This is a genomic window from Cupriavidus sp. 05L310 (genome assembly GCF_056398185.1).
Map to the genome: position 1 here is coordinate 62,065 of NZ_JBFTOX010000001.1, position 25,860 is coordinate 87,924.

The window sequence follows — 25,860 nt, forward strand, 5'->3', positions numbered from 1 at the left end:
GGCCGTTCCGTTTTGCTTATGTTTGTGGTTGTGCTCTGCTTACCAGCGCGCCTTGAAGGTATTGCGCAGTTCGGCCAGGGCGTGCTCGTCGAGCGGGTCGGGCTTATCCTTCAACATCAGCCAGAGCCTGGCGGTTTCTTCGAGTTCCTCGAGCGCGAACGCCGCGCGCGAGACGGTGGTCTCCCACATCACCGGGCCAAGGCGCGCGAGCAGCACGCCGCGCACTTCAGCGGCAAGCCGGGCAACGCGCGCCGCCACCGCCGGGTCGCCCGGCCGGTGGTAGGGAATCAGCGGGATATGCCCCACCTTCATCACGTAGTAGGGCGTGATTGGCGGCAGCACATCGTCCGGCTGCCAGGCGCCCGCCAGGCTCAGCGCCACCAGGTGGGTGGAGTGCGTGTGCACCACGCCGTGCGCCTGCGGGTTGTTGTCGTAGATGGCGCGGTGCAGGGTGAGCGTCTTGGACGGTTTGTCGCCGGCCACCCAGTTGCCGCCGCTGTCCACCTTGGCAATGGCGGCGGGGTCCAGCATGCCGAGGCAGGCGTCGGTCGGCGTGATCAGCCAGCCGTCGTCCATGCGCGCGCTGATATTGCCGGCGCTGCCGACGGTGTAGCCACGCTGGTAGAGACTGGCGCCGATGCGGCAGATCTCTTCGCGCAGGCTGGCTTCGGTGCTCATGCTTCACCTCCGAGCTGGCGCAGCGCTTCGTCGAAGAAGTCGACGCCGCCGAAATTGCCGGATTTGAGGGCCAGCGCCAGCGGTTGGGCCTCCAGCGTGACAGTGGCGGGCACGCCCGGCGCGATCTGCGTGCCGATGCGCAGCGCTTGCACGCCCAGCGCCTGCACCACCGCGCCGGAGGTTTCGCCGCCGGCCACCACAAAGCGGCGCGTGCCGCGGGCCTTCAGCGCGGCGGCGATGGCGGCCAGCGCCTGCTCTACCAGATGGCCGGCACGTTCCACACCGAGCGCGGCCTGCGCGGCCTTGACCGCTTCAGGCGTGGTGGTTGCGTAGACCAGCACCGGCTCCGCATGCGAGGCAATCAGGCCGAGTGCCTGCTCCACCAGCGGCGCGCCCTTGGCCAGCGCGAGCGGGTCGATGCGCAGGGCCGGGCGCTGTTGCTCCAGCCACCGGGCCACCTGGGCATTGGTTGCCCTGGACGCACTGCCGGCCAGCACCACGGCAGGGCCGGCAACCGGGGCGACGCGATCGGCGTCCGCGCGCGCCGGCAGCAGGCCCGCGCGGCGGAAATTGGCAGGCAGGCCGAGCGCCAGCCCGGAGCCACCGGTGAGCAGCGGCAGTTCGGCGCAGGCTTCGCCAAGCGTATGCAGGTCGGTATCGCTGACGGCGTCGGCGATGGCAAGGCGCACGCCGTCGCCGCGCAACGCTGCAATGGCTTGCCGGACGGCCGCGCTGCCGCGCGCCACCGCGTCGTAGCGCAGCAGGCCAACCTTATCCTGGCTTTGCCGCTGCAGCACGCGCACCAGGTTGGCGTCATGCATCGGCGTGAGCGGGTGGTGCTCCATGCCCGATTCGCTGAGCAGTACATCGCCTACGAACAGGTGGCCACGGAAAATGGTGCGGCCGTTCTCGGGAAACGCCGGGCAGGCAATGGTGAAGTCGCTGCCCAGCGCCGCCAGCAGCGCCTCGGCCACCGGGCCGATATTGCCTGCGGCCGTGGAGTCGAAGGTGGAGCAGTACTTGAAGAAGAACTGGCGGCAGCCCTGTGCCTGCAGCCAGCGCAATGCATCCAGCGACTGCGCGATCGCGTCGTCCGCCGGGATGGTGCGCGACTTCAGCGCTACCACCAGCGCATCGGCATGCTCCACGCCGGGCAGCGCTTTACCGCCGGCTGGTACGCCGATGGTCTGCACCGTGCGCATGCCGTTGCGCACCAGCGTATTGGCCAGGTCGGTGGCGCCGGTGAAATCGTCGGCGATACAGCCGAGCAGGGCGCGCGGGGATTCGTTCTGTGCGGTCATGCTGGCGTCCTCAGTCGGCCTTCTTTCCCGGCAGGTCGATGCCGGGGAACACCTTGATCACGGCGGAATCGTCTTCGCCGCCGTGCCCGGCGCTGGACGCCATCATGAACATCTGGTGCGCCGCGGCCGACAGGGGCAGCGGGAATTTGCTGGCGCGCGCGGTATCGAGCACCAGGCCGAGATCCTTGACAAAGATGTCTACCGCCGACAGCGGCGTGTAGTCGCCCGCCAGGATGTGGGGCACGCGGTTCTCGAACATCCAGGAGTTGCCCGCGCTGTTGGTGATGACCTCATACAGGGCCTCGGCATCCACGCCCTCGCGCAGGCCCAACGCCATCGCTTCGGCCGCCGCGGCGATATGCACGCCGGCCAGCAGCTGGTTGATGATCTTGACCTTGGAGCCCGCGCCATGCGCGTCGCCCAGGCGGTAGACCTTGCCGGCCATCGCGGCCAGCACGTCCTCGGCGAGCGCGTAGGCTTCGGCCGGCCCGGAAGTCATCATGGTCATTTCGCCGCTGGCGGCGCGGGCGGCACCGCCGGAGACCGGCGCGTCCAGCAGCAGGATGCCGCGCTCGCCCAGCCGCTTGCCCAGCGCCTGCGCAAAGCTCGGCGGCACGGTGGCGCTGGCGATCACCAGCGTGCCGGGGCGCAGGCTGCTTGCCGCGCCTCGTTCGCCAAACAGCACGGCCTCGGTTTGCGCGGCATTGACCACCAGCGTCACCACCACATCGCATTGCCCGCCCAGTTCGGCCGGGCTGGCGCAAGGGATGCCGCCGGCGTCGGCAAAGCGCTGCAGCACTTCGGGCCGCAGGTCGCACGCGTGTACCTTGAATCCGGCGCGCAGCAGGCTGTGCGCTACGCCGTTGCCCATCGCGCCGAGGCCGATGACGCCAATTGATTTGCTCATGAAGACTCCTGCCGGGAGGGCGGTGATCAGTGGGACGGGCCGCGCGCGGGCGCTTCGGCAAGGTCGGCTGCGGTGCCGGGCTGTCCACCCAGGGACAGGCGCCGCGCCGCGTTGTACATATGGGTCTGCGCCGCGTTGCGCGCGGCCAGCGCGTCGCCGGCACGGATGGCGGCAACAATGGCCTGGTGTTCCTCGCGCACCTGGCGCGAGAAGTCCGAGCGGCGCGCCTCGTTGGTACGGGTTACGCGGGTTGCGGTTTCCAGGTATTGGCTCAGGAAAGCCAGCGTCTTGAGGAAGAAAGGGTTGCCGGTAGCCTCGGCGATGGTCCGGTGAAAGGCCACGTCGGCGGCCACGCCGTCGCCGCCGGCGGCTTCCTCGGCGTCGATGCGGGCCAGTGCGGCATCGATGGCCACCATGCTGGCGTCCGTGCGGTCGCGCGCCGCCTGTGCCGCTACCTCAGCCTCGATGGCGCGGCGCAGTTCGACGATGTGCAGCACGGATTCGAGCGTGGCCACATCGGTGTAATCGATCCGCAGCGGCCGGATGCCAGCCTGCTCGGTGACGAAGACGCCGCTGCCCTGGCGCGACTCCACCACGCCTTCGTGACGCAGCCGGGCGATGGCTTCGCGGATGACTGTGCGGCTCACGCCGAATTCGTCGGAGAGCACCGCCTCGGTGGGGAGCTTCGCGCCGCGCGCAAAGGCGCCGCCTTCGATCTTCTCCAGCAGTTGTTCAGCAACGGTGTCTGTCAGGGCTCGGGCCGGGACTTTCTGGAACACGGGACGCTCAGGTGATTGGGTAATATGGTCATCATACAAATTTGCGGGAAGGAATGCAGATCGGGAGTTACCCCTACGCGTCAGCCTTGCTGCGGTGCGGCAAACGGTGGCGCGCCGCGGGCGGAGTATCATGGCGGCCCGCCCGTATCCTTATCTTTTCCGCATCCGAGCCATCATGACCATCACCATCCGCCTCGCCCCCTGGTCCGAAGTCCGCGAAATCGCGCGCTCCATCCGCTACGCCGTTTTCGTCGAAGAGCAGGGCGTGCCGGTGGAACTGGAATGGGACGAATGGGATGAGCCGAGCTGGCATGCGCTGGCGCTGGCCGAGGACGGCAGCGCGCTGGCCACGGGCCGCCTGCTGCCGGATGGCCATATCGGCCGCATGGCGGTGCTCAAGGCAGCGCGCGGCAGCGGTGTCGGCGCCATGGTGCTGGACGCATTGATGGCCAAGGCCGCCGAGCTTGGCTATCCCGAACTGGTGCTCAATGCCCAAAGCTACGCGGCGCCGTTCTATGCGCGCGTGGGCTTCGAGCAAGTTGGCGAGGAATTCGAGGAAGCCGGCATCCCTCACGTAGAAATGCGCAAGCGGCTGGGTTAAGCGTCGCCAACTCCGGCCGGCCGGGGGAATAGCGGCCGCGCCAACAGCGCGCAAACGCCGGCCGCCAGCCACACCGAGGGCCAGCCAAGCCCGGCGGCCATGGCCGGGATCGCCAGCGGCACCAGGAAGAAGCCGGAAAAAGCGAAGGTGTTGCCCAGGCCGAGTGCCGTGCCGGCACGGCTCGCACCCGCGATCGTGGCCAGCTCGGTAAAGGCGACGCCATGCCAGGCGGAGGTGCAAATGCCGCCCAGCACGAGGCAGGCCACCAGCATGGGCGTGAGCACGGCGTGCCAGACCGGAGCGGCAGTGCAGAGCCAGGCCAGCCCGCCGACTGCCCCGAAGACCAGCAACGTCAACCTGCTGCAGGCGCGCATGTAAGCGCGCCGGTTGCCGTGGCGGTCGGTCCAGCGGCCGCTCCATACCCGCATCACGGCAGCGCCCGCCTGGACCGCGGCCACGGACAAGCCCGCGGCGGCAATGCCGATCTGGCTGAAATCGTGCAGGAAGACCGTGGCGAAGCTCAGCACGGCCACCTGCGGCACGCACATCAGGCCCATGCCGCTCACCAGCCGCCAGACCAGCGCGTTGTGCAACAATCCGGGCCCGGCTTGCCGTGGCGGCGGCATGCCGCTGGCCGGCAAGGCGGCTCGTTCTCCGGCGGCCGGCGGTTCATGCATCCAGCGCCAGGCAAAGATCACGGTGATCCCGCAGAACGCGGCCAGTGTCCCGTACACCGCTACAAAGCCAGACGTCTGTGCCAGCATCGGCAAGGCCAGCGCCCCGATCCCGCCGCCGGCCGGCACCGCGGTCTGGCGGATGCTCATGGCCAGGCCCCGTTCGCCTTCGCGGAACCACGCCATCACGGCGCGGCCGCTGGAGCCGTTGACGCTGCCGCCCAGCAGGCCTAGCACCAGCAAGCCGAGCGCCAGCAGGGCATGGCCTGGAACGTGCCCCGGCAGTGGCGCAATGAACGCGGCCATCAGCACCAGCCACAGCGTGGTGGCGAGCAGCCCGGTCAACAGCACCCGGCGGTCGCCCCAGCGGTCGGTCAGCAAGCCCCACGGCACTTCACTTGCCGCGATACCGAGCCCCATCATGCCAATGCAGAAACCCAGCGCGGCGTTGTCGAGCCGGTAGCCGGCGCGCATCAGCACCGCCGTGGTGGGAATGCCCGAGAACGCCGCGGCGAAGCTCGCATTGGCAGCCACGCCGATGGCCAGGACTTTCCAGCGATGGCCGGGGCCGTGGCGTGGGGCGAGCGCTGCGCCGGCAGGGCCGGAAACAACGGGGAACGAAAGCGGGGAGCGGGCGCGGGACACGGCATCATCCTTGTAAGCGGCACGGGTGGCCTTGACGCTCCGATTCTGTCAGTCGAGAATGATCCTGAATATCAGATAATTTTTCACTAAATATCCCAAATAACAGGATGATTTGCGATGGCTACGGTGAACTTCGACCTGGATGTGCTGCGCAGCTTCGTGGTGGGCATGGAACTAGGCAGCTATGCCCGTGCCGCCGACCGTCTCGGCCGCTCCACCTCGGCGGTCAGCGCACAGTTGAAGAAGCTGGAGGAGCAGGCCGGCACGGCGATCTTCCGCAAGGCGGGACGCGGCCTGGCGCTGACCGAGGCTGGCGAGACCATGCTGGCCTATGCGCGCAGGCTGCTGGATCTCAACGACGAGGCCGCCTCCGCCGTACATGGCGTAGCGCTGGAGGGCTGGGTGCGGTTTGGCCTGCAGCAGGACTTCGGCGAGGTGCTGCTGCCCGAGGTGCTGGGCCGGTTCGCCCGCGCGCATCCCAAGGTCCGGATCGAGGCGCGCGTGGCCCGCAATGCCGAGTTGCTGGATAGCGTGGCGGGCGGACGCCTGGACCTGGCGCTGGCCTGGGACGATGGGGTGCGGATGCCGCATGTGGAGCAGGTCGCGGTGTTGCCGATGCGCTGGATCGGCCCCGCCGCCGCGCGCGCGCCGTGGCAGGGCAGCGAGCCGCTGCCGCTGGTGGCGTTCGAGGCACCGTGCCGCTTTCGTTCGGCCGGCACCGCCGCGCTTGATCGTGCCGGTATTGCCTGGCGGGTGGCATTCAGCAGCGCAAGCCTGGGTGGCTTGTGGGCCGGAGCGGCGGCCGGTCTGGGCCTGACTGTCCGCACCGGCATGGGCTTGCCGCCGTCGGTCAGGGCCTGGGAGCGGGGGGAAGGCGGACTGCCCGAACTGCCCTCGCTGGCGCTGGCGTTGTACCGCAAGGACGCCGAGCTGGAGGCGCCCGCCGCCCGGCTGGCGGCGATCGTGAGCGAAGCGGTTCGTTCCGCGCTGCCGGCCAGGCTGGCGGCAGCGGCCTGAAGCCCGGCAGGACTTGCATCCCGCCGTATGCGCGGTACCATCGCGGTCCTTGTTTTTGCCGTTATCCGGTTGTCTTTATCCCGCTTATGTCCGAAATCCGTTCCCGCCTGCTGCAGTCTCTTGCCGATGCCACGCCTGCCCTCGATCTGGCCGCTGCGCCCGCCGGAGATCCGCCTGCCGGCGAAGATTTGCTGTCGGCCTGGCTAAAACCCTGGCTGGCGGAACATTGCCTGGTGCAAGTCGACTGGCGGGAGTTCAGCACGCTGGGCGCGCAAGCCGTGGCGCGGCTTGCAACGCTGCGCGCGGCAGGGGTGTCGGCCATCGATGTCGATGATCTCTACGACGAGGACGGGATTCCGCTGGGCGGCGACGACAACGATTTCGATATGGAGCCGGCGGCCCTCTACCTGGCGCACGTCAATCGTGAGCTTGCGCCGCACGGCATGCAGTTGCTGGAGATCGGGCATTTCGAGGACGCCTGGCTGCTCGCCGTGCGCAACGACCCCGGCGCCATCCGCGCGTTGAATGCGGCGCTGCGTCCGCTAGGGCTGGTGGCCCGTCAATACTGAGTGTTGCGCTGAGTCGCCTTGACGGGGTGCCCTAACGGGGCGCCTGCACCGAGTCGGCGTCGCGGGCAACCCGCAGGTGGCCGCGATATGACACCTCGCCGGTACGGCCGTTGGTATCGAAGCTGCGCTCGCTGAGTTCGAAGCGGCCATCGTGGCGCACGCGCAGTACCGTGCTGGCGCGGGTCCCATAGCTAGGCGAGCGGATGAAGGCCGAAGACAGCAGCTTCTCCCACTCAGGCGTCACGCCGGTGCTGGGCAGCTCGAAATCCAGTGCCTGGCGATCATTGGCCAGCAGATCGAAATAGGGTTCCGCGCTGGCCCCCGGCTGGCCGGTGTCGGCTGCCACCGCTTCGGCGAGCGCGCCGACGCGGCTGCGCACCTTGGGCCAGGGCGTATCCAGCAAGGCATTGGACAGGCCATAGAGCCCGGGCCTGAGGCGCTGCGGATGCGGCGCCGCGCCGCGGTTGCTGTACCACCAGAGTTCGCGCAGGTCGCACGCCAGGAGGTTGAAGCCGTTATAGACGCCGGCGCGAGGTTGCAGTCCGGCCAGGTAGGACTGGGGGTCGCCGTCGCCACGCAGGAAGCCGGCCACCAGTTCGCCGCGCGACCGGGCATCGGTGCGTTTCTCGGACGGTGCGCGGTAGTTGGTCAGGGCGGCAAAGCGGCCGTCGCCGGCCAGGCCCATCCAGGTGCCCGGCTCGCCGATCACTTCCGCCAGGTCGCGGCCGGCCAGCACATTGGGCGCATCTTCCCACCAATGCACGGGCGCGGCCGGGCGTGCGTAGAATTCGTCGCGGTTGCCGGCCACCACCAGGGCATAGTCCGGGTGCGATTGCCAGGCCACCAGAATCAGGCACATAGCGCTTCCTTTCCTGCGTTCACTGCGATTGCCGCATCGACTGCAATCACTACGACTACGGTTTCATCTTTCGCGGCACCACCGGGCGGTGATCCTGCCGCTGCCGCCATCAGAGCTGGTCCAGGTCGACAAAGCGCTCGACCTGCCTTTCGCCGCTGATGAAATCCTGCAGCCCGCTCTGCCGCCAAAGTCCATCAAGGAGCAGATCGAAGGCAGGCGGCACGTCGGCATAGGCCTCCATCCAGGTCTGCATGCCGTCGCGCGTTTCGGGCCTGCGTAAGAGCGTACCACCAATTCCGCCGGCTTCGGCAACGGTCTCCATCCAGCGATGCCAATGCGGCAGCGCGGCATCGGCCAGGGCTTCCGGCACCCGGAAATAGACGTAAAGGTGGTCGCTCATGACAGTCTCCTGCGCGGGGCTGGCGGTTCAGGCTGCGTCGCCGATGGGTACCGCGTAGGGCAGTTCGCCCACGCGCACCGGGCTGCCGCCGGCGCTACCCAGGTGCAGGGCGCCACCGGCGGCATCGATCTTGAGTTCGGCCAGGCCGTCCCAGCCGCCTTGCGGCGCGGCGGCGGCATTGACCACCATGCCGCAGGGCTGTTCGGGATCCTCGGGGCGGAAGATCTCGGTGGCCGCGGCCGGCACTTCGCCTTCGCCGTGGATCAGCCACATGCGGCGCTTGAGCGTACCCCGGTACTGGCTGCGCGCCACGATTTCCTGGCCCGGATAGCAGCCCTTGCGAAAACTCACGCCGCCGACCAGTTCCAGGTTGATCATCTGCGGCACGAATTGCTCCTGCGTGGCAAGCGCGATGCGCGGCACGCCGGCCTGCACCTCCAGCCAGTCCCACACCGCCGCGTCCGCCGGCAGCAGTTGCGCCGACAGCGCGGCTTGCACCTGCGTTGCCTGTTCGGCCGGAAGCACCACCTGCCAGCGCGGCAGGCCGGCGCCATCGGGGAGCCGGATCACGGTAGCGGCACCTGCTGCCCCCGTCGACCACGGCTCGGCGGGGGCGGGCAGGCCGGCTGCCTGCAGTGCCGCGGCGCCGCCGGCGCCGGCTACGCCCAGCACGGCGCGGTCAGGCGTCAGATCGGACAGGCGCGCCTTGGCGCGCAGCACGAACATCGACAGGCGCTTCTGGATGGCGGGCTGCAGGTCCGCCGACAGTTGCAGCACAATGCCTTCTTCGTCCCGCCACATCAGGAAACTGGCGAGCAGCCGGCCCTTGGGCGAGCAATACCCGGCCACGCGCGCGGTGCCGGTGGCGAGATCGTCGACGGCGTTGGTGAGCTGGGTGTGCAGGAAACTGCCGGCGTCGTCGCCGGCAACCCGGATCAGGCCCAGCTGCGCGGGCCGGCAGACGACTCCGCTCTGGCGCACGGCTTCGAACTGGGTGGCGAGGTCGGGGGTAGGGGAATTCATGGCAGGTATCGCAAGCAAGAGGGCGCTGGGCAGCGCCGGATGGAAGGCGCAAACGCCGACAAAAGGCACAAAGGCTACAAAGCTATAAACGCCGACGAATGACAGTGAATGTGGCAGCAAAAAGCGCGGTAAATCGCACGGTAAATGGCACGGTGTATGGCGCAAACCGGAGCCCGCCGGGCCGGGGCGCCGCTGTCCGGCTGATCTCCGGCATATGGGGCGCGCTCGTGGCGGAGCAAGGCTCCCGGTATTATATGAGGCTGTCGCCATTTCAGCCGGCGCCCTGCGCAATTGATGCAGCGCGCGGCCGGCGTTGCCGGGGCGCATGATGCGCCACCACTACCTGTCCTACATGAAACGTATTTTCCTGCGACTGACCCTGGTCGCCGTGGTTTTCACGATTGCCGCCGCCGGTGCCTTTGCCTGGTGGGCCAATCGTCCGCTCCAGTTGTCGGCCTCGCCGATCGAGGTGGTGATCAAGCCCAATTCCAGCGTGGCCAGCGTCGGCCGCCAGATCGAGCGCGGCGGCGTGCGCATGGATCCGCGCCTGTTTGCCTTGCTGGTGCGGCTTACCGGCCACAGCGCCGACCTCAAGGCCGGCGGCTACGAGTTCGACAGCAGCGCCACGCCGCTGTCGGTGATCGGCAAGATCGCCCGGGGCGAGGTCAACCACTATGTGCTGACCGTGATCGAGGGGTGGGAATTCCGCAAGATGCGCGCCGCCGTGGATGCGCACCCGGCGCTCAAGCACGATAGCCGCGGCTTGTCGGATGCGGAGTTGATGAAGGCGATCGGCGCGCCCGAGCCGGCCCCGGAGGGCATGTTCTTCCCCGATACCTACCTGTTTGCGCGCGACAGCAGCGACCTGGAACTGTACCGCCATGCTTACCGCGCGATGCAGCGCCGCCTGACGGATGCCTGGAACGCCCGGGCGCCCGACCTGCCATACAAGTCGCCCTATGAAGCGTTGATCATGGCTTCCATCGTGGAGAAGGAAACCGGCCAGCCGGCCGAGCGCCCGCTGATCGCCGCCGTATTCGTCAACCGGATGAAGAAGGGCATGATGCTGCAGACCGACCCAACCGTGATCTACGGCCTGGGCGAAGGGTTCGACGGCAATATCCGCAAGCGCGACCTGCAGACCGACACACCTTACAATACCTATACGCGTAACGGCCTGCCGCCCACCCCGATCGCCTTGCCCGGGTTGGCCTCGCTGGCCGCGGCCACCGCGCCGGCGCCGTCCGATGCGCTGTATTTCGTGGCGCGCGGCGACGGCAGCAGCCATTTCTCCAACTCGCTTCCCGAACACAACCGCGCGGTAGACAAATACCAGCGCGGCAAATAAGTCTCCCCATGCGCGGAAAATTCATCACATTCGAAGGCATCGACGGTGCCGGCAAGAGCACCCACGTGGAGTGGGTGGCGGAGCGCCTGCGCGCCCGCCTGGCCGGCGATGTCGCCGTTGTCACCACCCGCGAACCGGGTGGCACGCCGCTTGGCGAGGACCTGCGGCAACTGTTGCTGCACCGCAAGATGCACCTCGAAACCGAGGCCTTGCTGATGTTCGCCGCTCGCCGCGAACATATTGCCGAAGTCATCGAGCCGGCCCTGGCGCGCGGCGACTGGGTCGTATCCGACCGCTTCACCGACGCCACCTTTGCCTACCAGGGCGGGGGCCGGGGCTTGCCGCGCGCGCGCCTCGAAGTGCTTGAGGCATGGGTCCAGGACGGCTTGCAGCCGGACCTCACGCTGTTGTTCGACGTGCCGCTGGAAACCGCCAGCGCCCGGCTGGCCGGTGCCCGCGAGCCAGACAAGTTCGAGGCCGAGTCGCGCGCCTTCTTCGACCGCACCCGGCAGGAATACCTGCGCCGCGCGGCCGAATCCCCGCAGCGCTTCCGGGTCATCGACGCCACCCGGACCATTGCCGGGATTCAGGTGGAGCTTGAGACAATCCTGGCAACACTTTGAATTGACATCATTATTAGCAGATTGTGATAGTGGTGGACCTTGCGGCGGCTGGCGCACGTCATTGCACTCTCAATCTGTGTAGTCACTCGAAGTTTCAACCCTAACTCACTGATTCGCATGCTTTATCCCTGGCAGAAAGAAGACTGGCAACGGCTGAACGCGCTGCGCGAGCGGCTCCCGCATGCCTTGCTGATTCACGGCCAGCAAGGCATCGGCAAGCGCGACCTGGCGCTGCATTTCGCCCAGGGACTGCTGTGCGAAACCCCGCGGCCCGATGGCCAGCCCTGCGGCACATGCTCTGCCTGCCACTGGTTCAGCCAGGGCAATCATCCGGATTTCAGCGTGGTGCGCCCGGAAGCCATGGAGGCCGCGGGCGACGCCGAGACCGACGAGAGCGGCAAGAAGAAGACGCCCAGCAAGGTGATCCGCATGGAACAGGTGCGGGCGCTGATCGATACCGTGGGTATCGGCACGCACCGTGCCGGCCTGCGCCTAGTGGTTGTCTATCCGCTCGATGCGTTGCAAAGCGAGGGTGCAAACGCCTTGCTCAAGACGCTGGAGGAGCCGCCGCCGTCGACCGTGTTCCTGCTGGTGACCGACCGCCTGGACCGCGTGCTGCCCACCATCCTGTCGCGTTGCCGCCAGTTCTCCGTGCAGCGGCCCAGCGCCGCCGACGCCATGGCCTGGCTCGGCAGCCAGGGCGTGGGCGATGCCGAGGCCCAGCTGGCGCTGGCCGGCGGCTCGCCGCTGACCGCGCTGCACGCGGCCGAAGCGGAGGAGCAGCCGATGCAGCGCTGGCTGGTGAGCCAGCTTGGCGCGGGCGCCGGCTTCGATGCCCTGGGGGCAGCCGAACAGGTCCAGAAGATGCCGGTGCCGTCGGTGCTTGGCATCTTGCAGCGCTGGACGTACGATCTGCTGTCGGCGCGCCTGGCGGCCGCCCCGGTGCCGCGCTATTTCCCGCGCGAGCAAGCGGTCCTGGCACGCTGCGCGCAGGCCACCGATGCGCACCGGCTGCAGGCCTTCTCGGCGCGGCTGCTGAACCATCGCCGCAGCGAGAATCACCCGCTGGCGGCGCGGCTGGTCATGGAATCCGTGTTTCTGGAGTACCGGCAGTTGTTCCAGTAAGCCGGAGCGCTCGGATAGGTAGTTGAAATAAGTCCAATAAGTCCAATAAGGCCTGAAGGCCATAGAGTGAGCAAGGGGTCAGTCATGAACACAGAAGTGACAGGGGCACGGGGCGCCAGCATTCCGGGCGCCGCAGGTGGAATTGGGGCGCCGACCGTTCCCGGCGCATCCTCCCGGCCGAACGTGCTTTCGCTTTCGATCAAGGACCAGGCAGGGCTCTATGCCGCCTACATGCCGTTCCTGCAGCGCGGCGGGATCTTTGTCCCGAGCAACCGGCCCTTCAGGCTGGGCGAGCAGGTATTCCTGGTGCTGTCGCTGCTCGACCGGCCGCAGAAGTACCAGATCGCGGGCCAGGTGGCATGGATCACGCCCGTCGGCACGCCGCACAAGACACCGGGCATCGGGATTCACTTGCCGGACGACGATATGGGCCGCAACCTGCGCCGCACGGTGGAAGAGATCCTGGGCAAGACGATCGAATCAGCCAAGGCCACCCAGACTTTGTAGTTGACCTTAACTTTGTTGCCCAAGTTATTGTTTTAGAAGAATTTAAAAATGAGTGATTCCGATTTTTCCGTCCGGGTCGCGGAGCAGCGCGACCTCGCTGCCATCGTCGCCATCTACAACAGCACCGTGGCGTCGCGCATGGTCACGGCGGACACCGAGCCGGTCACGGTGGCATCGCGCCAGGCCTGGTTCGATGAACACAAGCCCGGGCTGCGGCCGCTGTGGGTGGCGGAGGACAGAGAAGGGAAGATGGCCGGCTGGCTCAGTTTTTCCGACTTCTATGGGCGCCCGGCTTACGGCGCCACCGCGGAAGTCTCGATCTATCTCGACGCCAGCCGCCGGGGACAGGGCCTGGGACGCTTCCTGCTGCAGCAGGCCATCGCGCATGCGCCGCGGATCGGGGTCAACACCCTGCTGGGCTTCATCTTCGGCCACAACGCGCCCAGCCTGGGCCTGTTCGCCTCGCTCGGCTTCGAGCGCTGGGGTAACCTGCCGCGCGTGGCGGTGCTTGACGGCGTGGAGCGCGACCTGGTCATCCTCGGCCGGCATTTGACGAAGCCCGGGGAGTAACCGGATGGCGGTTGCCTAGGCCTGCATCTCCCCATTTCCATTTGCCTCCAGCGCGGCAAGCAATGCCAGCACGGCCGGCGCCTGCTCGTCCGCGCGCCAGACGCCATGCAGTTCGGAGGCCCGGCCCGGCCTTGCCAGTGGCCTGCAGGCCAGGTTGGGCAACTGCACCAGCGCAACCGACGCGGGCACCAGCGAAACGCCGAAGTTCTGCGATACCAGCGTAGCGATCGTCAGCATATGGCGCACTTCATGGCGGATGCTGGGCGTAAAGCCGGCGCCCATGCAGAGGGCGACGATCTTGTCGTAGTACTCCGGCGCGAAATGGCGCGGGAACAGGACAAAATCTTCCAGGCGCAATTGCCGCAGATCGACTTGCGCCTGCGCCGCCAGCGGATGATCCGACGGCAACACGCAGATAAACCGTTCGGCATAGAGCACGCGGGACGCCAGGCCGACCGGGATGACGCGCGGATGCGCGATGCCGATATCGATCAGGCCGCGCTGCAGCGCCTCGATCTGCTCGAAGCTGTTCAGCTCGTGCACCACCACCTCCACCCCCGGCCGTTCTTGCGTGAACGCATGAATCGCCGCGGCCAGCTTCGTCAGCATGGCCGAGCCGACAAAGGCGACGTGCACCGCGCCGGTTTCCCCCTTGGCGGCCCGGCTCGCCAGGCCCTGCGCATCGCGCGCCAGGGCAAGGATCTTCACCGCTTCCTGGTACATCACCCGCCCGGCGGGCGTTAGCGCAACCTCGCGCGTGCTGCGCCGCAGCAGCGCGAAGCCGAGCGAGTCTTCCAGCTGGCGGATGTTGAAGCTCAGCGGCGGCTGGGTGATGGCAAGGCGCTCGGCCGCCCGGCCGAAATGCAGTTCCTCGGCGACGGCAACGAAGTAGCGCAACTGTCGAAGGTCCATGGAAGTCCAGGGTGACCAGGGTGATTGATTCAATACCGATATAAATAGCGCAAAAAACGATATTGGACGAGAAAACTCGCGAGTTTGAGAATGGTTCTTGCGCACCCACCCGCGGCGGCCTTCCGCGGCCAGCGGCGCGCAATAAAAAGAACCAGGGAGACAGCCGTGAATCCGAAGACCCTCGTCGTCTTGCTCATCGCCCCATTGCTGACCGTGATGACGGCAACCAAGGCCGCCGCGCAAGCCTATCCGCGCCAGCCCATTCGCATCGTCGTGCCCTATGCGGCCGGCGGCATGACGGACGTCGTGGCGCGCGTGATCGGCCTGCGCCTTGGCGAGCGGCTTGGCCAGCCTGTGGTGGTGGAAAACCGGCCGGGGGCAGCCACCATCGTCGGCGCGGAGCAGGTCGCAGGAGCCAGCGCCGATGGCTACACGCTGCTGGCGGCCACCAATACCACGCTGACCATCAATCCCTGGCTGTACCCGAAGCTGCCTTATGACCCCGCCCGGAGTTTCGCGCCGATCGCGCTGGTTGCCACAGCGCCGAGCGTGATCGTGGTGAATCCTGCCGTGCCCGCCAGGACCATGGACGAACTGGTGCAACTGTCCCGCGCCAAGCCCGGCAGCTTGAGCTATGCATCGTATGGCAACGGCTCGACCGCGCATCTTGCCGGCGAGATGCTGAAGGCGCGCGCCGGGATCGACGTGCTGCACGTGCCGTACAAGGGCAGCGCGCCGGCCAAGGCCGCCGTGATGGCCAACGAGGTGTCGATGACCTTCGAGCCCGCCTTCACCGGCCTGCCGCAGATCACGGCGGGCAAGCTGCGCGCGCTTGCCGTGATGAACGCGAAGCGCTCGGCGGTGATGCCCGATGTGCCGACCACGGCGGAGCTTGGCTTCGGCGGCATCGAGATGTCGGCCTGGGTCGGCCTGGTGGCGCCCGCCGCCACGCCGCCCGCCGTGGTGGAGCGGCTGGCCAGCGAGATCGAGCGCATTGTGGCCGAGCCGGCGGTGCAACAAACCTTGCTGCGCAGCGGGGCCGAGCCGGTGGGCTATTACCGCGAAGCCTTCGGTGCCTATATCCGCGAGGAAACCGCCCGCTACGGCAAGGTGATCACGGCCGCGCACATCCGCGCCGACTGAACAAGCACGACCCGCCACCCAAGCTACGACCACGCCAACATGAACAAACCGCTTTCCCATATCCGCGTACTCGACCTGACCAGGGTGCTGGCCGGCCCCTGGTGCACCCAGAACCTGGCCGACCTGGGCGCGGAGGTGATCAAGGTCGAGCGGCCCGGCGCGGGCGATGAAACCCGCGGCTGGGGGCCGCCCTGGATGCCCGTCGAAGCCGGACAGGAACGGCAGGACTCCACCTACTACGCCTCAACCAACCGGGGCAAGAAATCGGTCACTGTCGATTTCGCGACCAGCGAAGGCCAGGAGATCGTCCGGCGCATGGCAGCCACCTGCGATGTGCTCGTGGAGAACTACAAGGTCGGCACGCTGGCGCGCTTCGGGCTCGGCTACGAGGACCTGCGCGCGGCCAACCCCGGATTGATCTATTGCTCGGTCACCGGCTATGGGCAGACCGGCCCCTATCGGCACCGTCCCGGCTACGACTTCGTCTTCCAGGGCATGAGCGGGCTGATGAGCCTGACCGGCGAGCCCGACGATGCCTGCGGCGAATGCGAAGGCGGCGGGCCGCAGAAATTCGGCGTGGCGGTGGCCGACATGACCACCGGCCTGTACGCCAGCCTCGCGATCACGGCCGCCCTGGCATGGCGCGAGCGCAGCGGCCTGGGCCAGCATATCGACATGGCCTTGCTCGATTGCGCGCTCGCGCTTGGCGGCAACCAGGCGGTTGGCTACCTGGCTTCGGGCAAGGTCCCGCGCCGCTACGGCAATGCGCATCCCAACGCCGTGCCGTACCAGGTCTTCGCCACCCAGGACGGCAAGCTGATCGTGGCGGTAGGCAACGACGGACTGTTTGCCTCGTACTGCGAGGCCATCGGCCGGCCGGATCTTGCCGCCGATGCGCGCTTTGCCAGGGTCAGCGGCCGGCTGGTCAACCGCGACGCGCTGTTGCCGGTGCTGGCGGATATCATGCGCGCCGACACCACCGCAGCCTGGCGCGCGCGCCTGGAAGCGGCCGGCGTGCCTTGCGGTCCCATCAATGACTTTGCCCAGGCCTTCGACGATCCGCAGGTCAGGTATCGCGGCATCCGCGTGGACCTGCCGCTTTCCACCGGCGGGAGCTGTCCCGCCATCGCCAGCCCGATGCGGTTCTCCGCCACGCCGCTGGACTACCAGAGCGGGCCGCCTGTCCTCGGCGAGCACACCGAGGCCGTGCTGGGCGACAGCCTGGGCATGGCACCCGAGGATCTGATCCGCCTGCGCGCGGCCGGCGTGATCTGAATACGTCTCTCGTCCTTCCATCCTCCTTGCCGGAACGCTCCCATGTCCTTCCAAGCCAGCTACGCCGAGTTCGTCAGTCCACGCCCCGGTGATGCGGGGACCAGCTCCCGCCACCTCGCGCCGGATTGCGCCGGCCTGGATTTCTTCGCGCTCGACCGGGGCCTGCGGGACCTGTTGGCGCTGTACCTGCCGGCGCAGGAACACCAGCACCTGCTGCCGCATTTCCAGCGCATGGGCCAGTTGGCCGGCGGCCGCCTGAATGCGCTGGCGGCGGTGGCCGACAAATACGCCCCGGTGCTTCACGCGCGCACCCGCTGGGGCGAGGACGACGACTGGATCGAATACCACCCGGCCTACCAGGAGATGGAACACATCGCCTTCGCCGATTTCCAGTTCCATGCGATGGGCCACCGCGCCGGCGTGCTGGGATGCGCCGCGCCGCTGGCGCCGGCGGCGAAATACGCCTTCCAGTACCTGTTCGTGCAGTCCGAGTTCGGCCAGATGTGCCCGATCAGCGTGACGGATACCTCGATCCACCTGATCCGCAAGTTCGGCAGCCAGGCCTTGCAGCAAAAATTGCTGCCCAGCATGCTGTCCGCCGACCTGGCGTCGCTCTGGAAGGGCACCCAGTTCATGACCGAGAAGGCCGGCGGCTCGGACGTGGGTGCCATCGAGACCGTGGCGCGCGAGGAAGGTGGCCAGTGGCGCCTGTACGGCGAGAAGTGGTTCTGCTCGCATGCCGATGCGGACGTTGTCCTGCTGCTGGCCCGCCCCGAAGGCGCGCCGTCCGGCACCCGAGGGCTCGCGCTGTTCGCGCTGCCGCGCCGGCTGGACGATGGCAGCCGCAACACATACCGCATCGTCCGGCTGAAGGACAAGCTGGGCACGCGGTCGATGGCCAGCGGCGAAGTCCGGCTCGAAGGGGCGGTGGCCTATCCGGTGGGCGCGCTCGACCAGGGCCTCAAGCAGATGATGGAGCAGGTCAACCTGTCACGCCTGTCGCACGCGGTGCGCGCCGCCGCCATGATGCGCCGTTGCCTGAACGAAGCGCTGCAGGCCGCGCGGCACCGCTCTGCCTTTGGGCGCGAGGTCATTGGCCATGCGCTGCTGCGGCGGCAATTGCTGAAGATCATGGTCCCCACCGAGGCGGCCTTGTCGATGGTCATGGCCACGGCGGACGCCATGCGGCGGGCCGGCGAGGAAGAGGGCGGGGGCGAGGGCGAGGGCGAGGGCGACGGTAGCGCACGGCAAGCCTTGCGCCTGCTGACGCCGCTGATCAAGCTGCGCGCCTGCCGGGACAATATCGCCGTGGCGACCGGCGCCATGGAAGTGCGGGGCGGCAACGGCTATATCGAGGATTTCGTCAACGCGCGGCTGGTCCGCGACGCCCACATCGGCGTGCTGTGGGAGGGCACCAGCAATATCAATGCGCTGGATGCCATCCAGCGGGCGGTGGGAAAGGAAGGGGCTCACCGTGCCCTGGGGAGCTTGCTGGCGGGTCGGCTGGAGCAATCCGGGAACCTGCCGGCGCCACTGCGGCAGGCCTTGTGGCAAGGGTGGCAACGTGCCGCTTCGCTCGCCGAGGCCGTGGCCGGCGGCGCGCGGCACGAGGCGGAGAGCCGCCGTGCCGCCAGCGCCCTCTACCACGCCAGTGCCGCCATCCTGATGGCCTGGGAGGCTACCCGGCCTGGCGTCGACGCCCGCCGGCTGCTACTGGCCGACGCGCTGCTGCGGCATCGCCTGCTGCCATCCGATCCGCTGGCGAGCCCGGATGAGGAGGGCGAATCCGCGGCGTGCCGGCTGCTGCTGGACCCGGCGCCGCTCACGCTGGAGCAGGCCTGCGCGGCGATCGCCCCGGTCTGATCCGGGCTGGCGCAAGTGGCGTATCCGGCGGCGGGCCGCGCCCGCTGATCCGCCGTGGGCGGGCGCGCGGGCACGACCGGATACAATGGCGGGTGGCGCCGCCCGCGGCGGCGTCTCTATACGGAAACCGCCCCAATGTTTGTCGATTCCCACTGCCATCTAGATTTCCCCGAACTGGCCGAACGCTTGCCCGAATTGCTGGAGAACATGCGTGCCAGCCAGGTAACGCATGCGCTGTGCATCTCGGTCACGCTGGAAGATTTCCCGCGCGTGCTGGCACTCGCCGAGCAGTTTCCGCATCTCTACGCTTCGGTCGGTGTGCATCCCGACTACGAGGAGGGCGAGGAGCCCACGCTGGAGCGCCTGCTGGCGCTTTCGGCGCATCCGCGGGTGGTCGGCACCGGCGAGACCGGGCTCGACTACTACCGGCTGAACGGCCGCAGCATCGCCGACATGGAGTGGCAGCGGGAGCGTTTCCGCACCCATATCCGCGCCGCGCGGCAGACCGGCAAGCCGCTCATCATCCATACCCGCTCGTCCGCCGACGACACCCTGCGCCTGATGCGCGAGGAAGACGCGCGCGCCGCCGGCGGGGTGATGCATTGCTTCACCGAGAGCTGGGAGATCGCCCGGCAGTCGCTGGATGAAGGCTTCCACATCTCGTTTTCCGGCATCGTGACATTCAAGAACGCGGTGGAGCTGCAGGAAACCGCGCGCAAGATACCGCTGGAGCGCATGCTGATCGAGACCGATTCACCTTACCTGGCGCCCGTGCCTTACCGCGGCAAGACCAACCAGCCAGCCTGGGTGCGCCATGTGGGCGAATTCATCGCCAATCTGCGCGGCATTCCGGTCGAGGAATTGGCGGAGCAGACTTCCGACAATTTCTTCCGTCTTTTCAAGCATATAGATAGGAATACTCATGTTTAACATGAAGGCTGTACGGCGTCTCGCCGCTGTCGCGGCGCTGCTTTGCGGCACCGTTGCCTGGGCGACGCCCGCCGACGATATGCGCAAGGCGGTGGAGTTCGATGACATCAACGCCGTCCAGAAGATGCTGGCGCGCGGCGTCGATCCCAACCTTGTCGATGCCAAGGGCAATCCCATGCTGGTGGTGGCATTGCGCGAGAAGTCGCTGAAGGTGGCAGGGGCACTGATCCGCGCCAAGAATATCGATTTCGACAAGACCAATGCGGCCGGCGAGACGCCGCTGATGATGGCCAGCCTGCAGAACGAACTCGATATGGTCAAGCTGATGGTCGACCAGATGGAGGTCGAGATCAACAAGACGGGCTGGACGCCGCTGCACTACGCGGCGACCAACGGCAACAACGAGATCGTCAAGTTCCTGGTTGATCACGCTGCCTATATCGACGCCGAAAGCCCCAACGGCACCACGCCGCTGATGATGGCAGCGCGCGGCGGCCATATCGAGACGGTCAAGCTGCTGCTGGACGAGGGCGCGGACATGCGCCTGAAGAACCAGCAGGGCATGACGGCAATCGACTTTGCCGAGCGCTACCACCAGAAGGAAATCGCGGACGGGCTGAAATCGCGCTGGCAGAAGCTGTATCCGCAGACGCCGCTAAGTTCGCAGTCCCCGCAAAAGGGCTGGAACTGAATTTGCGGGAAGCACGCCGGTCTTGCCCGGCGTGTTCCCGCCCCGGCTACGCGTCGTCCGCGAGGCGCACGCCGGTGAACTGCCAACGCTGGTGCGGATAGAAGAAGTTGCGGTAGCTGGCGCGGATATGCGATTCCGGCGTCACGCAGGAACCGCCACGCAGCACCAGCTGGCTGCACATGAACTTGCCGTTGTATTCCCCCACCGCGCCGGCGCCCGGCCGGAAGCCCGGGTAGGGCTGGAAGGGGCTGGCGGTCCATTCCCACACGTCGCCAAACATCTGCCGCAGCGCGCCCGAGGTATTCTGCCGGTCGGGCAGCGGCCGCAGAATCCGTCCTTCGACAAAATTCCCGGTGGCCGGCAGGTTGCGCGCCGCATGCTCCCATTCCGCCTCGGTTGGCAGGCGGCGCTCGGCCCAGCGGGCGAAGGCATCGGCCTCGTAGAAGCTGACATGGGTGACCGGGCTATCGGGATCGACCGGCTGCATCCCGCGCAAACTCATCTGCCACCAGGTGCCCTCGCGTTCCTCCCAGTACAGCGGCGCTTCGATGCCCTGTTCGCAGACCCAGCGCCATCCATCCGACAGCCAAAGGCCGGCGGTACGGTAGGCGCCGTCCTCGATGAATTCAAACCACTGGCGGTTGCTGATGGGGTGCGAGCAGAGCTGGTACGGCTGCAGCAGCACATTGTGGCGCGGGCCTTCGCAATCGAAGGCGAAGCCGTCGCGGTCGTGGCCGATGGCGACCACGCCGCCGGCAAAGCGGATCCATTCGGGGGCCGGGCGCGGGTCGGCGATGACGGGCGCCAGCAACTCCGGCGCGAAAGCCGGCTTCAGCGGGTTTTGCGCGAACAAGTGCAGGATGTCGGTCAGCAGCAATTCCTGGTGCTGCTGCTCGTGGTTCAGGCCAAGCTCGATCAGCGCTGCCTCGGCATCCGTCTGCGCGCTCGTGAGCAGCCCGAGCATGGTTTCGTCGACCGCTTCACGGTAAGCCAGGATCTCGTCCAGCGAGGGCCGCGAGAGCAATCCCCGGCGCGGGCGCGGGTGGCGGGCCCCGACCGACTCGTAATAGGAGTTGAAGAGGTAGCGGTATTGCGGGTCGACTGGCTCGTAGTCCGGGATGCGGGCCGTCAGCACGAACTCCTCGAAGAACCAGGTGGTATGGGCCAGGTGCCATTTGGCCGGGCTTGCGTCGTCCATCGACTGCACCGTGGCGTCGGCGTCGGTCAGGTCGGCGACCATGGCCTCGGTGGCCGAGCGGATGTGGCGGTACCGGGCAAGCAGGGCCGGCTCGTGCGGAGGATGCACGGCGCTGGCAGGCAGCAGGGCAGAGGACATGCGGGCTCCCTTATCGAACCTTGCGGACTTGGCATCTGCCGCGGATGCCGCGCGAAGGGCGGCTGGCCGTGGCGTGTGGATTGCGGACAGGTTCCGACCCAGGCCCTCGCAACAAGGCCGCGCGGGCTTCCCCCTGGATGGACGTGCACCGAAACCGCTCGGGCGTTCCGAACCATCATAGACCCGATCATGCACGGGGCATAGCAGGCTCTCGCCTGCAAAAACCGGGGGCAATGCTCTCACCGGGCGGGCCGGCCAACGAGGTGGGAAACGGCTTGCCAGAGCGCAAAACGCCCGCCGGCATGAATGCGGTCGGGCGTTTTGCCTGGCGGCGCGGCGGCGTGCCGCCGCCTGGCGGTCAGGCGATCACGCGGCCAGGGCTGCCACGGCGCTGTTGGCGGAGGCCAGGCTGGCTTCGCGGGCTTCCGGGCCCATGGCGAGGCCATGCGCGCGCACATACGTGATATCGGTGATGCCCAGGAAGCGGAACACCACGTCGACGGTCTGCTCATGCAGGTCCAGGGCGTTGGCGTCCTGGCGCACGCCGCCGCGCGACGACACCACGATCACGCGCTTGCCGCCGGCCAGGCCAACCGGGCCGGTCTCGGTGTACTTGAAGGTGCGGCCGGCCTGGGCGATGCGGTCGATCCAGGACTTGAGCTGGCTCGGGATGCTGAAGTTGTATTGCGGCACGCCCACGACCAGCACGTCGGCTTCAAGGAATTCCTTCAGGAAGGCTTCGGTGCGTTGCAGTTCGCTTTCCTGCAGCGCGTTCAGGCCGTCCTTCGGGCCGCCCAGCACGGGCAGCAGTGCGTTCGACAGGTGTGCCGGAGCGTCCTGGTCGAGGTCGCGCACGGTCAGGGTGGCTTCCGGGTGCCTGGCGCGCAGGTCGGACACGACCTTGGCGGTCAGGGTGCGGGAAGCGGAGTGGCCGCCAAGTACGCTCGAGTCGATTTGCAAGATCTTCATGTTCATCTCCACAGGGGTTCGGGTTGGATGAAGCAAAGATAGCGGTCTGCCATTGATGCCGGTAGTGGGGCAAAATGGAACTTATTGTTCCAGGGACAGAACGCCAGTCGGCTGCTACCCTGGCGCGCTCCCCCGCCGAGGAAGTCCGATGCAAGACCTGAACGATCTCTCGCTGTTTGCCCAGGTGGTCCAGCATGGCAGTTTTTCCGCCGCCAGCCGTGCCAGCGGCGTGCCAAAGTCCCGCCTGAGCCGGCGCATTGCGCAGCTGGAGCGCGACCTGGGCGTGCAATTGCTGCGCCGGACTACCCGGCAGGTACGCGTGACGCCGATTGGCGAGGCGTACTACGAGCGCTGCCGCGCCATGCTCGCGGAGGCGGAAGCGGCGCGCGAAGTGATCGAACAGGCACGCGACCAGCCGGGTGGCAATTTGCGGATCAGTTGTCCGGTAGCGATCGCCCAAAGCCTGCTGGCCCCGGCGATCGGGCATTTCATGCAAGCCAATCCCGGGATTCGGATCGAGGTGGAGGCTACCAACCGCCGTGTCGACGTCATCGCCGAAGGATTCGACCTGGCGCTGCGCGTGCGCGATGTGATGGACGATTCCTCGCTCGTGGTGCGCACTTACGGCGAAAGCCCGCTCATGCTGGTTGCCAGTCCGGCGCTGCTCGACAGCATCGGCCGCCCGCGTACGCCCGAGGCGCTGGACGGCATGCCCGGCGTCAACCAGAAGCCGCACGATGGCAAGCATGTCTGGACGCTGAGCTGCAATACCGGCCAGTCCATCCACATTGCCTACGAGCCACGCCTGATCACCGACGAATTCGCCCTGCTGCGCGAGGCCGCCATCGCGGGCGTGGGCGTGGCGATGCTGCCGCGCATGTTCTGCCGCGACGCCATCGAAAACGGCGAACTGGAAGTGCTGCTGCCTCAGTGGATCATGCCGGTCGGCACCCTGCATGCGGTATTTCCCTCGCGCAAGGGGATGCCGCCGGCGCTGCGGCGCTTTCTCGATTTTCTTGCAGACATCCTGCCCGAAACGGCCCGCAAAGCCGGCATGCAGCCGCCGCGCCATCCCGGCATGCACCGGCCGATTGGCCAGATTTGAGGACAGGCATGCGGACAATGACGCGCCGGTGCAACTTGTGGCTTTACCTTCACGGCGCGGCGCACTAAGGTACATGTGCGTGCCTCGCGTGGAGCTAAAGGCGCTTCGTCAGTGCTGCCCGGCTGGACTTGCCTGCTTGCGGCGCTTTCGTTTTCGGACCGGAAAGGAGTGACAACCATGAGTGGTTCTCAGGCATCCCAGGACTTGGGCAAGGCGATACTGCGCATCGTGCTCGGCGTGCTGATCCTGTTGCATGGGATTTCCAAGCTCATCGAGGGGCCAGGGTTCGTGACGCAGGTGGTGGCGCAGGCCGGGTTGCCTCCGGCTATTGCGTACCTTGTCTATATCGGCGAGATCGTGGCGCCCGTCCTGCTGATCCTGGGCCTCTGGGCCCGGCTCGGCGCACTGATCGTGGCCGGCAACATGCTGGTCGCGGTCGGCCTGGTGCACATGAAGCAGATCGGCACGCTGGCTAACACCGGCGGCTGGGCGCTGGAGTTGCAGGCCATGTTCCTGGCCGCGGCCCTTGCGGTTGCGCTGCTTGGCGCGGGGCGCCTGAGCGTGGGCGGCATCAGCGGCAAGTGGAACTAGCGTAGCCGCCCATGGCTTTCCGGTCCGCCCTCCGCCTGCGTCCTCAGGGCGTCCAGCGACCCAGCGCCTCGGCCACGAACATATCGGGCGGCAGCGCGGGCGACCACAGGTAGCCCTGTCCAAGATCGCAGCCCAGGGCTTGCAGCGCATCGCGCTGCACGGGCGTTTCGATGCCCTCGGCCACGCACTCCAGCTTGAGGTCGCGCGCGAGGTTGATGACGTTGCGGCAGATCGCCGCGCGCTGGCCGTTGCCCGGCACGGCGACCACGAAGGAGCGGTCCAGCTTGATCTGGGTGAATGGCAGGTCGGCCAGGAGCTTTAGGGTCGCGATGCCGATCCCGAAATCGTCGATCGCCACGCCGTAGCCGAGCAGGCGCAAGCGGTTCAGTGCGATCGACAGGGCACGGGTGTCGTGCACCGGATAGCCTTCGGTCAGCTCGATGATCAACAACTGGCGTGGCATGCCGCTGGCTTCCACCATGGCATCGAAGGCGTCCAGTACGCCGGGCCGGCATAGTGTCTGGGCGGATGCGTTGATGCTGAGCGGGATGCGCACGCCGCGCGCCAGCAATTGCCGTTGCACCGCCAGGCATTGCTGGCCCGCCAGCTGGAAGATCGCATCGGCCTCGCCCAGCGCCTCCAGCCTGGGAATGAACAGGTCGGGCCGGATCAGGCCCTGCTCCGGATGGCGCCAGCGGCAGAGCGCTTCGGCGCCCGCCAGCGCGCCGCTGCCGATCCGGAACTGGGGTTGCAGCATGATGAAGATGGCGCCAGGCGTTTGCATCGCGGCCAGCAAGTCGTGGTCTTCCGGCTGGCTCGGTGCCGCCGCGGGTACTTCCGTGGTGAGGTCGCGCCTCAGCACATCCTGCAGGATTTCCTCCAGCACTACTGCCGAGATCGGCTTGCGAATCGCCCGCACATCGGACAGGCCGACCGAATCGGCCAGGCTCACATGGGACTCGATGATGTCGTCCTGCAGCGCCGACACCCAGACCCACAGCGGCTGGGCGCCCGCGAACGCGTTCTTGCGCCGGGTCAGTTCGTCCATCATGCCCGGCCCGTTGAGCCCCGGCATCTCGATATCGCAGAGCACGAGGTCGAACTTGCGTGCCGCCAGCAGGTCCAGCGCGGCGTGGCCGTCGGCGGCGCACTGCACCTCGCTGACGCCGAGCTGGGTCAGCAACTGCTCTGCCGCCAGCAACTGGAAAGGGTGGTCATCGACCACCAGGGCGGACAGTCCGGCGTAGCGTGTCTGCATGGTTGGCTGGGGAATGTATCGACCGCACGGTCGATGAAGTGAGAGGGGCGTCGCGCCATAGTAGCGCACATGATGCGCGCCGCGCGTGTCCTGGCATGGGGGCCGCGGGCTTCGGCGATGGCGGTCCGCACGGCGGGGGAGGGCGTTTCTTCACGGAAATC

Annotated in this window: 27 protein-coding genes; 15 read left to right on the plus strand and 12 right to left on the minus strand. The window is 67.4% G+C overall.

Features of this window, described 5'->3' with window-relative positions; translation table 11 throughout:
• Window positions 1–39: 39 nt before the first annotated feature.
• The 4 genes from otnC to AC1DS6_RS00305 are packed head-to-tail and all read right to left on the minus strand — an operon-like array spanning window position 40 to window position 3,665.
• The gene (gene otnC / locus AC1DS6_RS00290) at window positions 40–678 is read right to left on the minus strand and encodes a 3-oxo-tetronate 4-phosphate decarboxylase (protein ID WP_477101691.1); all 639 of its coding nucleotides are present in this window, start codon (window positions 676–678) and stop codon (window positions 40–42) included.
• The gene (otnK, locus tag AC1DS6_RS00295) at window positions 675–1,979 is read right to left on the minus strand and encodes a 3-oxo-tetronate kinase (RefSeq protein WP_441628607.1); all 1,305 of its coding nucleotides are present in this window, start codon (window positions 1,977–1,979) and stop codon (window positions 675–677) included. Before otnK ends, otnC begins: the two co-directional genes overlap by 4 nt.
• Window positions 1,980–1,989: 10 nt before the next feature.
• Entirely contained in the window at window positions 1,990–2,886 is an 897-nt protein-coding gene (gene ltnD, locus AC1DS6_RS00300; protein ID WP_441628605.1) for an L-threonate dehydrogenase, read from the minus strand.
• Window positions 2,887–2,912: 26 nt separating this feature from the next.
• Complete coding sequence (locus AC1DS6_RS00305) at window positions 2,913–3,665, minus strand: FadR/GntR family transcriptional regulator (RefSeq protein ID WP_441628603.1); 753 nt, start codon at window positions 3,663–3,665, stop codon at window positions 2,913–2,915.
• A gap of 175 nt (window positions 3,666–3,840) precedes the next feature.
• On the opposite strand from AC1DS6_RS00305, the gene AC1DS6_RS00310 reads away from it, so the two are divergent.
• Entirely contained in the window at window positions 3,841–4,266 is a 426-nt protein-coding gene (locus AC1DS6_RS00310) for a GNAT family N-acetyltransferase (RefSeq protein ID WP_441628601.1), read from the plus strand.
• Here AC1DS6_RS00310 and AC1DS6_RS00315 read toward each other — a convergent pair.
• On the minus strand, window positions 4,263–5,486 hold the full coding sequence (locus tag AC1DS6_RS00315; RefSeq protein WP_441628704.1) for an MFS transporter: 1,224 nt from the start codon (window positions 5,484–5,486) through the stop codon (window positions 4,263–4,265). The genes AC1DS6_RS00310 and AC1DS6_RS00315 overlap by 4 nt on opposite strands.
• Before the next feature lie 216 nt (window positions 5,487–5,702).
• On the opposite strand from AC1DS6_RS00315, the gene AC1DS6_RS00320 reads away from it, so the two are divergent.
• Window positions 5,703–6,602: a LysR substrate-binding domain-containing protein gene (locus tag AC1DS6_RS00320; RefSeq protein ID WP_477101692.1), complete on the plus strand. Its 900-nt coding sequence runs from the start codon at window positions 5,703–5,705 to the stop codon at window positions 6,600–6,602.
• 86 nt (window positions 6,603–6,688) lie between these two features.
• A complete protein-coding gene (locus tag AC1DS6_RS00325) occupies window positions 6,689–7,171 on the plus strand; it encodes a hypothetical protein (protein ID WP_441628598.1) in 483 nt (160 codons plus the stop codon).
• A 31-nt stretch (window positions 7,172–7,202) separates the two neighbouring features.
• On the opposite strand, the gene AC1DS6_RS00330 is transcribed toward AC1DS6_RS00325, so the two are convergent.
• The 3 genes from AC1DS6_RS00330 to ygfZ all read right to left on the minus strand — a co-directional run bounded on the left by AC1DS6_RS00330 (window position 7,203) and on the right by ygfZ (window position 9,453).
• Window positions 7,203–8,030, minus strand: a complete 828-nt coding sequence (locus AC1DS6_RS00330) for an NRDE family protein (protein ID WP_441628596.1) — start codon at window positions 8,028–8,030, stop codon at window positions 7,203–7,205.
• Window positions 8,031–8,139: 109 nt separating this feature from the next.
• Entirely contained in the window at window positions 8,140–8,430 is a 291-nt protein-coding gene (locus AC1DS6_RS00335) for a DUF4936 family protein (protein ID WP_035867655.1), read from the minus strand.
• A 27-nt stretch (window positions 8,431–8,457) separates the two neighbouring features.
• On the minus strand, window positions 8,458–9,453 hold the full coding sequence (gene ygfZ / locus AC1DS6_RS00340) for a CAF17-like 4Fe-4S cluster assembly/insertion protein YgfZ (RefSeq protein WP_441628589.1): 996 nt from the start codon (window positions 9,451–9,453) through the stop codon (window positions 8,458–8,460).
• Window positions 9,454–9,805: 352 nt separating this feature from the next.
• Between ygfZ and mltG the strand changes: the two genes are divergently transcribed.
• The 5 genes from mltG to AC1DS6_RS00365 all read left to right on the plus strand — a co-directional run bounded on the left by mltG (window position 9,806) and on the right by AC1DS6_RS00365 (window position 13,626).
• Window positions 9,806–10,801, plus strand: a complete 996-nt coding sequence (gene mltG, locus AC1DS6_RS00345) for an endolytic transglycosylase MltG (RefSeq protein WP_441628702.1) — start codon at window positions 9,806–9,808, stop codon at window positions 10,799–10,801.
• Window positions 10,802–10,809: 8 nt separating this feature from the next.
• On the plus strand, window positions 10,810–11,424 hold the full coding sequence (gene tmk / locus AC1DS6_RS00350) for a dTMP kinase (protein WP_477101693.1): 615 nt from the start codon (window positions 10,810–10,812) through the stop codon (window positions 11,422–11,424).
• Between the two features lie 117 nt (window positions 11,425–11,541).
• A complete protein-coding gene (locus tag AC1DS6_RS00355) occupies window positions 11,542–12,549 on the plus strand; it encodes a DNA polymerase III subunit delta' (RefSeq protein WP_441628585.1) in 1,008 nt (335 codons plus the stop codon).
• Window positions 12,550–12,633: 84 nt separating this feature from the next.
• Window positions 12,634–13,056, plus strand: coding sequence for a PilZ domain-containing protein (locus AC1DS6_RS00360; RefSeq protein ID WP_441628583.1), 423 nt, complete (start codon window positions 12,634–12,636; stop codon window positions 13,054–13,056).
• A gap of 48 nt (window positions 13,057–13,104) precedes the next feature.
• The gene (locus tag AC1DS6_RS00365) at window positions 13,105–13,626 is read left to right on the plus strand and encodes an N-acetyltransferase family protein (protein WP_477101694.1); all 522 of its coding nucleotides are present in this window, start codon (window positions 13,105–13,107) and stop codon (window positions 13,624–13,626) included.
• Window positions 13,627–13,641: 15 nt separating this feature from the next.
• On the opposite strand, the gene AC1DS6_RS00370 is transcribed toward AC1DS6_RS00365, so the two are convergent.
• The gene (locus AC1DS6_RS00370) at window positions 13,642–14,538 is read right to left on the minus strand and encodes a LysR family transcriptional regulator (RefSeq protein WP_477101695.1); all 897 of its coding nucleotides are present in this window, start codon (window positions 14,536–14,538) and stop codon (window positions 13,642–13,644) included.
• A gap of 165 nt (window positions 14,539–14,703) precedes the next feature.
• Between AC1DS6_RS00370 and AC1DS6_RS00375 the strand changes: the two genes are divergently transcribed.
• The 5 genes from AC1DS6_RS00375 to AC1DS6_RS00395 all read left to right on the plus strand — a co-directional run bounded on the left by AC1DS6_RS00375 (window position 14,704) and on the right by AC1DS6_RS00395 (window position 20,440).
• Window positions 14,704–15,681, plus strand: a complete 978-nt coding sequence (locus AC1DS6_RS00375; RefSeq protein ID WP_477101696.1) for a Bug family tripartite tricarboxylate transporter substrate binding protein — start codon at window positions 14,704–14,706, stop codon at window positions 15,679–15,681.
• A 39-nt stretch (window positions 15,682–15,720) separates the two neighbouring features.
• Complete coding sequence (locus AC1DS6_RS00380) at window positions 15,721–16,956, plus strand: CaiB/BaiF CoA transferase family protein (RefSeq protein WP_477101697.1); 1,236 nt, start codon at window positions 15,721–15,723, stop codon at window positions 16,954–16,956.
• Window positions 16,957–16,998: 42 nt separating this feature from the next.
• A complete protein-coding gene (locus AC1DS6_RS00385) occupies window positions 16,999–18,819 on the plus strand; it encodes an acyl-CoA dehydrogenase family protein (RefSeq protein WP_477101698.1) in 1,821 nt (606 codons plus the stop codon).
• A gap of 135 nt (window positions 18,820–18,954) precedes the next feature.
• Entirely contained in the window at window positions 18,955–19,749 is a 795-nt protein-coding gene (locus AC1DS6_RS00390) for a TatD family hydrolase (protein WP_276288844.1), read from the plus strand.
• Between the two features lies 1 nt (window position 19,750).
• Complete coding sequence (locus tag AC1DS6_RS00395; protein ID WP_441628700.1) at window positions 19,751–20,440, plus strand: ankyrin repeat domain-containing protein; 690 nt, start codon at window positions 19,751–19,753, stop codon at window positions 20,438–20,440.
• 46 nt (window positions 20,441–20,486) lie between these two features.
• Here the strand turns inward: AC1DS6_RS00395 and egtB are convergent, their stop codons facing one another.
• Complete coding sequence (egtB, locus tag AC1DS6_RS00400) at window positions 20,487–21,776, minus strand: ergothioneine biosynthesis protein EgtB (protein ID WP_441628571.1); 1,290 nt, start codon at window positions 21,774–21,776, stop codon at window positions 20,487–20,489.
• A 366-nt stretch (window positions 21,777–22,142) separates the two neighbouring features.
• Window positions 22,143–22,745, minus strand: a complete 603-nt coding sequence (locus tag AC1DS6_RS00405; RefSeq protein WP_441628569.1) for an FMN-dependent NADH-azoreductase — start codon at window positions 22,743–22,745, stop codon at window positions 22,143–22,145.
• 148 nt (window positions 22,746–22,893) lie between these two features.
• Here AC1DS6_RS00405 and AC1DS6_RS00410 point away from each other — a divergent pair, with 148 nt between their 5' ends.
• Entirely contained in the window at window positions 22,894–23,850 is a 957-nt protein-coding gene (locus AC1DS6_RS00410) for a LysR family transcriptional regulator (RefSeq protein ID WP_441628568.1), read from the plus strand.
• Between the two features lie 177 nt (window positions 23,851–24,027).
• Entirely contained in the window at window positions 24,028–24,441 is a 414-nt protein-coding gene (locus AC1DS6_RS00415) for a DoxX family protein (RefSeq protein WP_045236369.1), read from the plus strand.
• A gap of 43 nt (window positions 24,442–24,484) precedes the next feature.
• Here AC1DS6_RS00415 and AC1DS6_RS00420 read toward each other — a convergent pair whose 3' ends face one another.
• Window positions 24,485–25,699: an EAL domain-containing response regulator gene (locus tag AC1DS6_RS00420; RefSeq protein ID WP_441628565.1), complete on the minus strand. Its 1,215-nt coding sequence runs from the start codon at window positions 25,697–25,699 to the stop codon at window positions 24,485–24,487.
• Window positions 25,700–25,860: the final 161 nt, after the last annotated feature.

Coding starts and splice junctions, on each gene's coding strand:
- otnC (WP_477101691.1), bottom strand. CDS start 678: ATGAGCACCGAAGCCAGCCTGCGCGAAGAGATCTGCCGCATCGGCGCC.
- otnK (WP_441628607.1), bottom strand. CDS start 1,979: ATGACCGCACAGAACGAATCCCCGCGCGCCCTGCTCGGCTGTATCGCC.
- ltnD (WP_441628605.1), bottom strand. CDS start 2,886: ATGAGCAAATCAATTGGCGTCATCGGCCTCGGCGCGATGGGCAACGGC.
- AC1DS6_RS00310 (WP_441628601.1), top strand. CDS start 3,841: ATGACCATCACCATCCGCCTCGCCCCCTGGTCCGAAGTCCGCGAAATC.
- AC1DS6_RS00320 (WP_477101692.1), top strand. CDS start 5,703: ATGGCTACGGTGAACTTCGACCTGGATGTGCTGCGCAGCTTCGTGGTG.
- AC1DS6_RS00325 (WP_441628598.1), top strand. CDS start 6,689: ATGTCCGAAATCCGTTCCCGCCTGCTGCAGTCTCTTGCCGATGCCACG.
- AC1DS6_RS00330 (WP_441628596.1), bottom strand. CDS start 8,030: ATGTGCCTGATTCTGGTGGCCTGGCAATCGCACCCGGACTATGCCCTG.
- AC1DS6_RS00335 (WP_035867655.1), bottom strand. CDS start 8,430: ATGAGCGACCACCTTTACGTCTATTTCCGGGTGCCGGAAGCCCTGGCC.
- ygfZ (WP_441628589.1), bottom strand. CDS start 9,453: ATGAATTCCCCTACCCCCGACCTCGCCACCCAGTTCGAAGCCGTGCGC.
- mltG (WP_441628702.1), top strand. CDS start 9,806: ATGAAACGTATTTTCCTGCGACTGACCCTGGTCGCCGTGGTTTTCACG.
- tmk (WP_477101693.1), top strand. CDS start 10,810: ATGCGCGGAAAATTCATCACATTCGAAGGCATCGACGGTGCCGGCAAG.
- AC1DS6_RS00355 (WP_441628585.1), top strand. CDS start 11,542: ATGCTTTATCCCTGGCAGAAAGAAGACTGGCAACGGCTGAACGCGCTG.
- AC1DS6_RS00360 (WP_441628583.1), top strand. CDS start 12,634: ATGAACACAGAAGTGACAGGGGCACGGGGCGCCAGCATTCCGGGCGCC.
- AC1DS6_RS00365 (WP_477101694.1), top strand. CDS start 13,105: ATGAGTGATTCCGATTTTTCCGTCCGGGTCGCGGAGCAGCGCGACCTC.
- AC1DS6_RS00370 (WP_477101695.1), bottom strand. CDS start 14,538: ATGGACCTTCGACAGTTGCGCTACTTCGTTGCCGTCGCCGAGGAACTG.
- AC1DS6_RS00380 (WP_477101697.1), top strand. CDS start 15,721: ATGAACAAACCGCTTTCCCATATCCGCGTACTCGACCTGACCAGGGTG.
- AC1DS6_RS00385 (WP_477101698.1), top strand. CDS start 16,999: ATGTCCTTCCAAGCCAGCTACGCCGAGTTCGTCAGTCCACGCCCCGGT.
- AC1DS6_RS00390 (WP_276288844.1), top strand. CDS start 18,955: ATGTTTGTCGATTCCCACTGCCATCTAGATTTCCCCGAACTGGCCGAA.
- AC1DS6_RS00395 (WP_441628700.1), top strand. CDS start 19,751: ATGAAGGCTGTACGGCGTCTCGCCGCTGTCGCGGCGCTGCTTTGCGGC.
- egtB (WP_441628571.1), bottom strand. CDS start 21,776: ATGTCCTCTGCCCTGCTGCCTGCCAGCGCCGTGCATCCTCCGCACGAG.
- AC1DS6_RS00405 (WP_441628569.1), bottom strand. CDS start 22,745: ATGAAGATCTTGCAAATCGACTCGAGCGTACTTGGCGGCCACTCCGCT.
- AC1DS6_RS00410 (WP_441628568.1), top strand. CDS start 22,894: ATGCAAGACCTGAACGATCTCTCGCTGTTTGCCCAGGTGGTCCAGCAT.
- AC1DS6_RS00415 (WP_045236369.1), top strand. CDS start 24,028: ATGAGTGGTTCTCAGGCATCCCAGGACTTGGGCAAGGCGATACTGCGC.
- AC1DS6_RS00420 (WP_441628565.1), bottom strand. CDS start 25,699: ATGCAGACACGCTACGCCGGACTGTCCGCCCTGGTGGTCGATGACCAC.